The sequence below is a fragment of the Streptomyces sp. NPDC059455 genome (genome assembly GCF_042750115.1).
Classification (GTDB): Bacteria; Actinomycetota; Actinomycetes; order Streptomycetales; family Streptomycetaceae; genus Streptomyces; species Streptomyces endocoffeicus.
The window spans coordinates 39,734-50,829 of the sequence record NZ_JBHYVB010000068.1 but is presented as its reverse complement, the minus strand read 5'-3'; the positions used below and the strand labels follow the sequence as shown (position 1 = coordinate 50,829).

6 protein-coding genes, 1 pseudogene and 1 riboswitch are annotated in these 11,096 nt (G+C 71.9%); of the genes and pseudogenes, 2 read left to right on the top strand and 5 right to left on the bottom strand.

Annotated elements, in window-relative coordinates; all coding sequences use genetic code 11:
• Positions 1-113: 113 nt before the first annotated feature.
• On the bottom strand, positions 114-1,286 hold the full coding sequence (locus ACFXB5_RS24320; protein WP_385211425.1) for an NlpC/P60 family protein: 1,173 nt from the start codon (positions 1,284-1,286) through the stop codon (positions 114-116).
• Positions 1,287-1,293: 7 nt separating this feature from the next.
• A riboswitch (cyclic di-AMP (ydaO/yuaA leader) is annotated at positions 1,294-1,480 on the bottom strand.
• A 157-nt stretch (positions 1,481-1,637) separates the two neighbouring features.
• Between ACFXB5_RS24320 and pcrA the strand changes: the two genes are divergently transcribed.
• Entirely contained in the window at positions 1,638-4,112 is a 2,475-nt protein-coding gene (pcrA, locus tag ACFXB5_RS24315) for a DNA helicase PcrA (protein WP_385211423.1), read from the top strand.
• Positions 4,113-4,212: 100 nt separating this feature from the next.
• Here pcrA and ACFXB5_RS24310 read toward each other — a convergent pair whose 3' ends face one another.
• Together ACFXB5_RS24310 and ACFXB5_RS24305 are read right to left on the bottom strand one after the other, a co-directional pair.
• Entirely contained in the window at positions 4,213-5,991 is a 1,779-nt protein-coding gene (locus tag ACFXB5_RS24310; protein ID WP_385211421.1) for a peptidoglycan DD-metalloendopeptidase family protein, read from the bottom strand.
• A gap of 199 nt (positions 5,992-6,190) precedes the next feature.
• A pseudogene (locus ACFXB5_RS24305) lies at positions 6,191-6,949 on the bottom strand (lipase family alpha/beta hydrolase); the annotation flags it as partial.
• A 559-nt stretch (positions 6,950-7,508) separates the two neighbouring features.
• On the opposite strand from ACFXB5_RS24305, the gene ACFXB5_RS24300 reads away from it, so the two are divergent.
• Positions 7,509-7,919, top strand: a complete 411-nt coding sequence (locus ACFXB5_RS24300) for a cobalamin B12-binding domain-containing protein (protein ID WP_137978381.1) — start codon at positions 7,509-7,511, stop codon at positions 7,917-7,919.
• Positions 7,920-8,043: 124 nt separating this feature from the next.
• Here the strand turns inward: ACFXB5_RS24300 and ACFXB5_RS24295 are convergent, their stop codons facing one another.
• Together ACFXB5_RS24295 and ACFXB5_RS24290 are read right to left on the bottom strand one after the other, a co-directional pair.
• Positions 8,044-9,942, bottom strand: coding sequence for a DUF5691 domain-containing protein (locus ACFXB5_RS24295; protein WP_385211419.1), 1,899 nt, complete (start codon positions 9,940-9,942; stop codon positions 8,044-8,046).
• A partial coding sequence (locus ACFXB5_RS24290) for an SWIM zinc finger family protein (RefSeq protein ID WP_385211417.1) occupies positions 9,939-11,096 on the bottom strand: 1,158 nt, incomplete at its 5' end. The genes ACFXB5_RS24290 and ACFXB5_RS24295, both read right to left, overlap by 4 nt.

Sequence of the window (11,096 nt, the reverse complement as noted above, 5' to 3'; positions counted from 1 at the left end):
CCCGCCCGGGGCCGGGGGCCCGGGCGGGGGGGGGGGGGCCGCGGGCCCCCCCGGGGCCGGGCCCCGGCCCGGGGGCCCGCCCGGGGCCCCGGGCAATCGTCGGGCTCAGGGCCCTACGAGGGCCGCACGCTCCCGTAGATCGGCATCTCCGTGATCGGCGCCTTCTTCACCACATCGCCCGGCTTCGGCGCGTGGATCATCATCCCGTCGCCGATGTAGAGGCCGACATGGCTGATGTCGTCGTAGAAGAAGACGAGATCGCCCGGCTGGAGTTGGGACGTCGAGACCCGCGTACCGGCCTTCACCTGGTCCCAGGTGGTGCGCGGCAGCGAGATCCCGGCGGACTTCCAGGCCGCCTGCGTCAGCCCCGAGCAGTCGAAGGAGCTGGGCCCGGTGGCGCCCCAGACGTACGGCTTGCCGAGCTGCGCCTTGGCGAAGGCGATGGCCTGGGCCGCCTTGGAGCTGTTGGCCGGGGCCGAGGGCGTGGAGGGCGCCGTGGAACCGGAGCCACCCGCGTTCTGCTGCTCCTGCTCCTGCTGCTTCTTGCGCGCGGCCGCCTCCTGTCGCTGCTTCTCGGCCAGCTCGGCGGCCTTACGGCGGGCCTCTTCCGCCTTCTTCTTCTCGATCGCCGCCAGCCGCGCCTTCTCCTTGGCGGTCAGATTCGCCAGCAGCCGCCGGGCCTCGGTCAGCTTGTCCTGGACGGTCTTCTTCTGGACCTTCAGCTGCTTCTGGGACGCGGTCAGCGAGGCGAGGCTCTCGCTGGCCTTACCGCGCTCCTTCGCGGCCTGCACCCGCTGCTTCTGGAAGTCGTCGACGGCCTGCTTCTGCCGACCGGTCATCCGGTCCATCAGATGCGACTGGTCGAAGACGTCCTGCGGATCGTTGGAGAACAGCAGGGTCGCGGCGGAGCGGGCCATTCCGCCGTCGCGGTACTGGGCGGTGGCGTAGGTGCCGAGCATGCGCCGCGCCTCGTTGAGCTTCTCGGTGCGCTGGGCGAGGGAGTCCAGCAGCTTGTCGACCTTGGCCCGCTGCTGGTCGGTGCGCTCCTTGGCGGCGTTGTAGCGCTGGGTGGCGGTCTCCGCCTGGTGGTAGAGCGTGTCGACCTTCTCCTTCACCTTCTCGATCGACTGGGCGGCCGGCTTGGGATCGGTGGGCGCGGCGTTGGCCGATTGGGAGAGGAGGGTGACGGACGCGAGGGCGGCCGTGGTGAATCCGACGGCCGTACGGCGGCTGTGGCCGGTGAGCGGGGCGGGTATTCGGCTCCGCGGCTTGCGGTGCGACGCCAAGGGAGGCGACTCCTTCCGTGGACCGCCTACCGGGTTAGCTGTCGGGTTCGGGCGGTTCGGAAGGCTGCCCTACGGCCGTGTCCGGTCGGCACTGTCCGTGCCGCACCGTTTCGGGCCGATTCACCCCGGTCTTGCGTTGTTGGGTCCCCGGCTCCGGGCGCCTCACGGCGTACCGGACTCGGCGGAGGCAGCCCGTGCCGACGTGGTTCGCCGACGGATCTTCCGGGCACCTGAGGCAGGACGGTAGCCAACACGTGGGGCTCCTGTGAAGACTGGTGACCGTTATGCCCGAAACCGTTTCGTGATGTTCGGACCTCGGCTGTCAGTGGGGCGGCCTAGACTCGGGGAGCGATGAGCAGCCTCTTTGACGACAGCTTCCTGGCGGACCTCGGGCCTTCTTCGGACGAGGAGCGGCCACCGCCGCCCGAGGATTCGGCACACCCTGGCCACGGTGGCGCCGAGGACGTGCCGCATCACCTCTTCAGCGGCGATTTCGACGCGCCCGTGCCCCGGGAGGCCCACTACCGGGACGGCGCGGCCCGGCCCGCCGTGGACCCGTCCGCCCTGCTCGAGGGGTTGAACGAGCAGCAGAGGGCCGCCGTGGAGCACACCGGCTCGCCGCTGCTGATCGTCGCGGGCGCCGGCTCCGGCAAGACCCGGGTGCTCACCCACCGCATCGCGTATCTGCTCGGCGCCCGCTCCACCCACCCCGGCCAGATCCTCGCCATCACCTTCACCAACAAGGCGGCGGGCGAGATGAAGGAGCGCGTCGAGGAGCTCGTCGGCCCGCGGGCCAACGCCATGTGGGTGTCCACCTTCCACAGCGCCTGCGTCCGCATCCTGCGCCGGGAGTCGAAGAAGCTGGGCTTCACGTCGTCGTTCTCGATCTACGACGCGGCCGACTCCAAGCGGCTGATGTCGCTGGTCTGCCGGGATCTGGACCTCGACCCCAAGCGGTTCCCGCCGAAGTCCTTCAGCGCCAAGATCTCCAACCTCAAGAACGAGCTGATCGACGAGGAGACCTTCGCCGGGCAGGCGGCGGACGGCTTCGAGAAGACGCTGGCCGAGGCGTACGTGATGTACCAGGCCCGGCTGCGCGAGGCCAACGCGCTGGACTTCGACGACATCATCATGACCACGGTCAATCTGCTCCAGGCGTTCCCGGACGTCGCCGAGCACTACCGCCGCCGCTTCCGGCACGTCCTGGTGGACGAGTACCAGGACACCAACCACGCGCAGTACACACTCGTGCGCGAGCTGGTGGGCACCGGCACCGAGGAGACCACGGCCGCCGAGCTGTGCGTGGTGGGCGACGCCGACCAGTCGATCTACGCTTTCCGGGGCGCCACGATCCGTAACATCCTCCAGTTCGAGGAGGACTACCCCACCGCGCGGACGATCCTCCTCGAGCAGAACTACCGCTCGACCCAGACCATCCTGAGCGCGGCCAACGCGGTCATCGAGCGCAATGAGAACCGCCGCCCGAAGAACCTGTGGACGGACGCCGGCGCCGGGGCCGAGATCATCGGCTATGTGGCCGACACCGAGCACGACGAGGCCCAGTTCGTCGCCGACGAGATCGACCGGCTGACGGACGCGGGCGACGCCAAGGCCGGGGACGTGGCGGTCTTCTACCGCACCAACGCCCAGTCCCGTGTCTTCGAAGAGGTCTTCATCCGCGTCGGGCTGCCGTACAAGGTCGTCGGCGGTGTGCGCTTCTACGAGCGCAAGGAGGTCCGGGACGTCCTCGCCTATCTGCGGGTGCTGGCCAACCCCGAGGACTCCGTCCCGCTCCGCCGGATCCTGAACGTGCCCAAGCGCGGCATCGGCGAGCGCGCGGAGGCCATGATCGACGCGCTGTCGCTGCGCGAGAAGATCACCTTCCCGCAGGCGCTGCGCCGGGTCGACGAGGCGTACGGCATGGCGGCCCGCTCGGCCAACGCCGTCAAGCGGTTCAACACGCTCATGGAGGAGCTGCACACCATCGTGGAGTCCGGGGCGGGCCCGGCCACCGTCCTGGAGGCGGTGCTGGAGCGCACCGGCTATCTGGCCGAGCTCCAGGCGTCCACCGATCCGCAGGACGAGACCCGGATCGAGAACCTCCAGGAGCTCGCCGCCGTGGCCCTGGAGTTCGAGCAGGACCGCGGCGAGGAGAACCCCGGCACCCTCGCGGACTTCCTGGAGCAGGTCGCGCTCGTCGCCGACTCCGACCAGATCCCCGACGAGGACACCGAGGGCTCCGGCGTGATCACGCTGATGACCCTGCACACGGCGAAGGGCCTGGAGTTCCCGGTCGTCTTCCTCAGCGGCTTGGAGGACGGCGTCTTCCCGCATATGCGGGCGCTCGGCCAGACCAAGGAGCTGGAGGAGGAGCGGCGGCTGGCCTATGTCGGGATCACCCGGGCCCGTGAGCGGCTCTATCTGACCCGCTCGACGATGCGCAGCGCCTGGGGACAGCCCGCGTACAACCCGCCGTCCCGCTTCCTGGAGGAGATCCCGGACCAGTATGTGCGCTGGCGGCGCACCGGGCCCGCCACCCCGTCCGCGTCCATGGGCGGCATCGCCTCGACCCCGCCGTCGGGGCTGTCGTCCGGTCTGTCGACGTCGCGTTCGCGCACCGGGGGCAGTGGGTTCGCCACCCGGCGGGCCAAGGAGCGCCCGGTGGTCGCCCTGGCCATCGGCGACCGGGTCACGCATGACACGTTCGGGCTCGGCACGGTGGTGGCGGTCAAGGGCAGCGGGGACAACGCGGAGGCGACGATCGACTTCGGCGAGGAGAAGCCGAAGCGGCTGCTGCTGCGGTACGCACCGGTGGAGAAGCTGTAGCGGGGGGCTGGTAGGGGCTGGGCGCCGAGGTTGTGGCGCGCCGGAGGGCGCGCTACAGCGGCGCTGTCCGTCGACTCTGCCGGAGGGCGGCCCTGCCGGATCAGGTCGGGTCGAGGCCGTGGCCGCGCAGCCAGGGCAGCGGGTCGATGGCCGCGCCACCGCCGGGGTGAACCTCGAAGTGCAGATGTGGGCCGGTGGAGTTACCGGAGTTCCCGGAGTACGCGATGGTCTCCCCGGCCTTGACGGTCCCGGAACGGATCTTGGCGCTGCTGAGGTGGCAGTACCAGGTCTCCGTGCCGTCCGGGCTGGTCAGAATGACCATATTGCCGTAGGCGTCGTTCCACTGCGTCGCTACGGTGCCGTCGGTGGCGGCCATCACGGGCGTCCCGTAGCTCACCGGGAAGTCGATGCCGGTGTGCACCGACATCCAGTTGATACCGGCCTGGCCGAACTGGGCGCTCAGGCCGTGCTGGGCGACGGGCAGCGCGAACTTCGGGCGCAGCGCTTCCTTACGTGCCGCCTCGGCCGCCTTGCGCTTCTTCTCGGCGGCCTGGCGGGCCTGGAGGTCGATCCGCTCCTGGGTGCGGCTGGCGCGGTCGCGGAAGTCGTCGGCGCCCTCGCGGACCCCGGCGAGCTGGGAGTCCAGCTTGCTGTTGGCGACAGAGGGCTTCACGGGGGCCGCCGCGGTGTCGGGGGCGGCCTGAGTGGTGGACTCGTCCTTCTTGTCGCTCCCCACGCCGCTGACCGAGGCGGCGGCCACGGCGGTGACGCCCAGGGCGCAGACGGAGGGAACGGCGACGGTGAGCAGCGCGGAGCGCTTGGGGCGGGGCGAGGGGGTACGGCGGCGGCCGCGGCCCACCTCCCGGCGAGGGGAGGGGGCGGATTCCCGCATGACCGCCGCCTCGGGTTCAGGTTCCGCTTCGGGGCCGGGAGCGTACGGCTGGTCGGTCTCGTCGACCGGCTCGAAGACGGCGGTGTGCTCGAACGCGCCGGGCTGCTCGGGGCTGACAGCCTGCTCGGGGATGACGACCTGCTCGAACGCGGCGGTCTCGTCGTAGGTGGCGGTCTGCTCGAACGCGGCGGCCTGGTCGAAGGCGTTGGGCTCGAAGCCGGCCGTCCGGTCGTAGGCGTTGGGCTCGTGCTCGGGCTGGTCGAGGCCGGAGTGGTGGTCGAGCCCCTGCTGGTCGAACCCCGGATGGTTCAGACCCGAGTGGTCGTACTGCCCCTCGTCCACGGTCCCGTAGACGGAGGTGTCCCAGACCTGGGTCTGACCGGTGTCCACGCCCGAGGCGTACGTCTCGGCCTCGTACCTCACCCCGTGGTCCCACTGATCCGGCATCTCGGTGTGGCCGGTGGCGCCCGTGTCCCAGGCGCCGGCGTCCCACTGGGCGCCGGTCTCGGCGTCCTGCTGGGCGGGGATGCCGGTCGGCAGGTGATAGCCGGAGGCGGCCCACATCGTGGTGGTGTCGTAGGCGCCGGAGTCGTAATGGGCCGTGTCGTGGTGGCCGGTGTCGTAGTGGCCGGTGTCGTGGTGGCCGGTGTCGTGGCCCAGGTCGTAGTGGCCGGTGGGGTACGACCCGGTCTGGTGGTGCTGGTCGGCCGTGGCCCACTGCGCGGCGTCGTACTGACCGCTGTGGGCGCCCTGTCCGCCGTCGTAGGTGCCCGGAAGCGCGCCGAAGAGCGGATCGCTGTCGCCGTAGAGCGGGTCACCGTCCCCGTAGGCGGTCGCCAGGTGGGCGAAGTTGCCGGTGGAGTACCCGTCGTACCCGACGTAGCCGTGCGCTGTGTCCTGCTGCTGACCGTAAGCCCCGTCGTACGGATACGAGGCGTCGGGAGCGGGGACGGTCGGAGAGGCCCCCGACGGGTGACGGTCGTTCACCACCAACTTCTCTTTCGCCTCGGCTGCAGGAGAATTAGCGGCGACTGTACCCGGCAGTACGCGGCAGCGACAATCTTCCGTGAGTTTTGAGCATCTCGGCAAAGGGCATTTGGCCGCCTTTCGGCTGACTGTACGTGGATCCTTGGCCGGATGTTCGATTGACGTTCGGCAATTCCGAGCCTTCTGAACCATCCGGAACCGCGCTGGAGGCGTCCGTCGGCGCCTCGTCGGCGGCGTCCAGGGCCTCGTGGATGCGGGCGGCCACGGAGAAATGCACCGCCAGGGCGAGATGTCCGATTCCGTTGACGCGGATGTTCTGGGAGATCACATCCGGATGGTCTATCCGGGCCGTCTCCTTCGGGATCATCAACTGATCCGCATCGCTCCAGAAAGCGATGAATCGCGTACGGCAATCGGGGGCAGGCTGTCGCAACTCCGTTATCACCGAGGAGTCCGGGCACATCTGACGCACGAGTGGATGTACGGACAACAGGGGCGCGATTCGCGTGCCGCCGTGCGGGGCACCGAGCGTCACCAGGGTGTGGACGCGGGCGTCCCCGCCGAGACGCTGGACGTAGTAACGGGCGATCAGACCGCCCAGGCTGTGCCCGATGACATCCACCTGGCCGTGGCCGGTACGGGCGCAGACCTCCTCGACATGGCGGTCGAGCCGCGCGGCGGCGGTGCGGAGGTCGCACAGCAGCGGCGAGTAGTTGAGCGCCTCGATGTGCTGACGGCCGTGGCGGCCGAGCGAGCGGCGCAGTGGGACGAAGACGGACCGGTTGTCGATGAAGCCGTGGAGAAGCAGAACGGGTCGGTGGGCCGGGCCGTCCATGGGGAGGCACGGCGCCGTACCGGGTGGGCGCTCCTGCCGCAGCCCGGTCGGGTAGAGCAGCAGATGCCCGGCGAGCAGCGCCAGGTCGAGGGCGATGGCCCGGATGTGCCGGGCGTTCCGGATGTTCTGTGTGCTCTGTGTGCTCCGGCTGTTCTGCTGGATGTTCTGGATGCGCTGGTTGTTCTGGCTGTGTATGAGGCCCATGGCGGCCGACCTCCCGCGACGCGGCGCACGAGAGGCGGCTGGAGGCTCCCCCCGAATGCCCTCATGGGCAGCCGTTCGCTTCGGTCGTGCCGGTCGTGGTCATGGGCCCCGGCCAGGGCGACGACTTCGGCCGCGCGGTGGCCCGATGCCCGGCACCGCACGGTGAATGGCGCTGTGACCGCATGACGCAGGACCGCCCGTCGCACCGCGGCGCCATGCGGCTCGCGGCGGCGCTGCGCGGTGCGACGGTCCCCGCTGCGGCTCCCCTGATGTGGCCGGCCCGAGCGTATGCGGCGTCCGCGCGGCGGATGCGCGATGCGCGCGGATGCGGATGCGGGTACGGGTACGGCCTTCAGTGAACGTGTCCCACGTGTGATTTCCCCCTCGCCGCGCGCCGCGAAACTGCCGGGTAGGGGATGCTGGAGATAACGTTCGTTCACGTCGATGTGGGCGGGGGTGTGACGGTTTGGAGGCTGCGATGGGTGTGACCGGTCCGATCCGTGTGGTGGTGGCCAAGCCGGGGCTGGACGGCCATGACCGTGGTGCGAAGGTGATCGCGCGGGCACTGCGCGACGCGGGCATGGAGGTCATCTACACCGGGCTCCACCAGACCCCCGAGCAGATCGTCGACACCGCGATCCAGGAGGACGCCGACGCGATCGGGCTGTCCATTCTGTCCGGTGCCCATATGACCCTGTTCGCCAAGGTGCTGGAGCTGCTGCGGGAGCGCGACGCGGAGGACATCAAGGTCTTCGGCGGCGGGATCATCCCCGAGGCGGACATCCCCCCGCTCAAGGAGCAGGGTGTAGCCGAGATCTTCACCCCGGGCGCGACCACGACAGCCATCGTCGACTGGGTCCGCGAAAACGTCCGCCCGGTAGCCGCCTGACCCACCGCGTTGCTCTCGACCCGGGGCCTGTCGCACTGCTCTCGCCCCGGGCCTGAGTCCCGGATTCTGAACCAAGCACGCGCCCCGAGCCCAGGGCGACCCACGAGCCGGAGGCGTGGCCGGGTCAGTTCGGATCGAGCTCTGCTCGCATCGCCTCTCTCAGCCGGAGCGTGCCCACCAGGCGTTGGAATGCCTCCGCCCAATAGCCACCGGCACCTGGCGCCGCTCCCTCTCTCTCGTCCGGTATCGCCGTCAGCACTTCGAGGCGGTCCGCCTGGGTCGGGTCCAGGCAGCGCTCGGCCAGGCCCATGACGCCGCTGAAGCTCCAGGGGTAGCTGCCCGCGTCGCGGGCGATGTCCAGGGCGTCGACGACGGCCCGGCCCAGGGGCTCTGCCCAGGGCACCGCGCACACCCCGAGCAGCCGGAAGGCGTCGGACAGCCCATGGGACGCGATGAACTCGGCGACCCACTCCGCCCGCTCCCCGGCGGGCAGCGCGGAGAGCAGCTTCGCCGGGTCGCGCCAGGCGGCGGGGGCCGCCTCCCCGGCGGTGACCGGCGCGACCGCCGGGGTGCCGAGCAGCGCACGGCACCACTCGGCGCTGCGCTGCCGCACGGCGGCCCGGCACCAGGCCGCGTGCAGATCCGCCTGCCAGCCGTCCGCGACGGGTAGCGCCACGATCTCGGCGGGACCCCGCCCGCCGAACCACTCGGTCCAGCGGTCCAGCGGGGTCGCCTCCACCAACTGGCCCAGCCACCAGGACCGTTTGCCCCGGCCGGAGGGTGGCTTGGGCACGATGCCGTCGCGCTGCATTCCGCTGTCGCACTCGTCCGGCGGGCGGACGGTTATCCGGGGCGTCCGTTCGGCGGCCGTCAGCTCGTCGGAGGTCAGCTCGGCGGCGGTCAGCTCGGCGGCGGTCAGGTCATCGGAACTTCGCCCGTCGTCGGTCAGCCCGTCGTCGGTCCGCCCGTCGGAACTTCGCTCATCGCCGGTCAGCCCGTCGGAACTTCGCCCGTCGTCGGTCCGCCGCTCATCGCCGGTCAGCCCGTCGGCGGTTGACCCCTCGGCGGTCAGCCCATCAGCGGTCGGCTCATCCGTGGTCAGCGACACACAGCCCCGCGACCGCTCGGCCATGCGCGCGGCGAGCGCCGAGTCGGGGAGTGCGGAGAGCAGCTCGGCGGCGGTCGCCCGGACGTTCCGGCTGCGGTCGGACAGCGCCTGTTCGAGGAACGGCTCGTCGGACGGGGAGAGATCGTCACGCAGCGAGTCCAGGAACATCAGCCGGTCCTCGGCGCGCTCGGTCGACCAGGTGCCGCTGAGCAGCGCCAGCCCCGCCGCCGGGTCGCGATGGCGGGCCGCCGCCAGCAGCGACACCCGCTCGGCGAACAGCCCCTCCTCCCACAGCCGCTGTTCCTCGTCCGGTGCGGAGGCCGCCCCGGACGGATCCGGGATCGATGCGGACGTCCGGCCCGCCGCGCCCCGCAGCGCGAACTTCCAGTCCGGGTTGAGCCGGGCCAGCCACAGCCCACGCGGCCCGCCCAGCGTCAGCGCCTCGGCCCGCAGATCGGTGCGGGCGCGGGCCGCGTCGAGCAGCGCCGGAAGCAGGGCGTCGGGCACGCGATAGCCGTGGTGATTGGCCAGCGCGAGCCACTGCGGCAGCAGCTCGGCGAGGTCGGGCGCGGAGCGCGAGCCGCCGCGCCCCGGCGCCGAACGGTCGGCGAGCAGCAGCGCCAGCCTGCTGCGGGCGGCCGCGGGCAGCGCCGGCCGCGGATCCTCGGGCGCCCGGCCCGGCCCCGGCCGGGCGGGCGCGGGCCGCAGCCCGGCCCGCCGCCGCACGGTGCTGAGCGCGGCCGCGTCCAGCAGGGCGGACGGCACGTTCTGCCCGGGGCGCGGTGCGACGGGCGGGGTGCGCCGCTCGGTGCCGAGCAGCGCGGCCGCGACGAGATCGTCCCAGGTCGCGGTGGACGCGGTGGTCGCGGTGGACGTGCTGGACGCGGTGGATGCGACGGGCGTCGTACTGGTCAACGGGTGCCTCCCTGCGCTGCCGTGCCGATGAGCGAGACGGGCGTCGGATCCCAGGTGGTGACGGGGGAGAAGCCGCGATGGCCGCACTCACCGAAGACGGTGACCGGGCCACCACCGGATATCGCCATCAGCTGCCACAGATCGGTGCGCCCCGCGCAGCGCGGATCGACGGGCAGCGCCGAGCCGCTCCGCTCGTCCGCCAGCTGCCATCCGTCGTCCCCCGGCACCGGCACCACATTGGCGAGCACCACCGGCCAGCCGTCCAGCCATGGATCCTCTCCGAGCGCCGCCCCATAGGCCGCCAGCGCGGTCTCGACAGCGCACCCCTCGGGGGCTGGAGGCGCGGTAGCGGGCGCGGCCTCCGCCACCTCCTCGTGCCGGGTGCCGATCGCCGCCCGCAGCGGCCGGGCCGCCGGGTAATACGCGAGGTCCGCGTCGAGCACCAGGCCGATGGGCAGCGCGAGCTCGGGGGACTGGCCGGGGGCGCTGAACGAGAGCAGCAGCGCCATACGGTGCGTACGCTCGCCCCGCAGCCAGATCCGGCGCGTGGTCAGCCTGCCGTCCGTGCCGTCCTGGCGGCCCAGGACCAGCCAGCGGTCCCGGATCGCCTCCTCCGTCGCCAGCAGCTCGGCCACCGGTGTCGTGAGGCCCACGCGGGTGCGCGTAGTGGCGGCCAGCTTCTCCGGGAGGCCGTCCAGGTGGAGAAAGCCCAGGTTGAGCAGGTGGGCCAGCGCGCATTCCTCCAGTAGTCGGCCGGGCCACCCCGGACCGGACGACGGAATCGCGGCCAGCTCCCGCACCCGCGCCTCAAGACCCGGTGCCTGGGCGTCGATCATCCGCGCGGCCGTCTCGTCCCACGCCCCGTACCCGGCGCGGTCGGCGGAGGCCAGACCGTCGCGGAGCAGATCGGCGAGTCGCCGCTCCAACTCCGTGGCGCCCGCGGCGATGCGCTGGACCCGACGCTCGGCGCGGCGGCGCGCCGCCTCCGGATCGGCCGCGGCTCCGCTCCCCCCTTTTCCCGCACCGTCCCCCGTCCCGCCGCCGGGGCCCCGGCCCCCCACCCCCGCCCCGGCGACGATCTGTTGAGCCCCCGACCCCCGGTCGGCCAGCCCCATGCCCGCCCACACCCGCCGCGCCCCCCCCCCGGGCCCCCC

Coding starts and splice junctions, on each gene's coding strand:
- pcrA (WP_385211423.1), top strand. CDS start 1,638: ATGAGCAGCCTCTTTGACGACAGCTTCCTGGCGGACCTCGGGCCTTCT.
- ACFXB5_RS24300 (WP_137978381.1), top strand. CDS start 7,509: ATGGGTGTGACCGGTCCGATCCGTGTGGTGGTGGCCAAGCCGGGGCTG.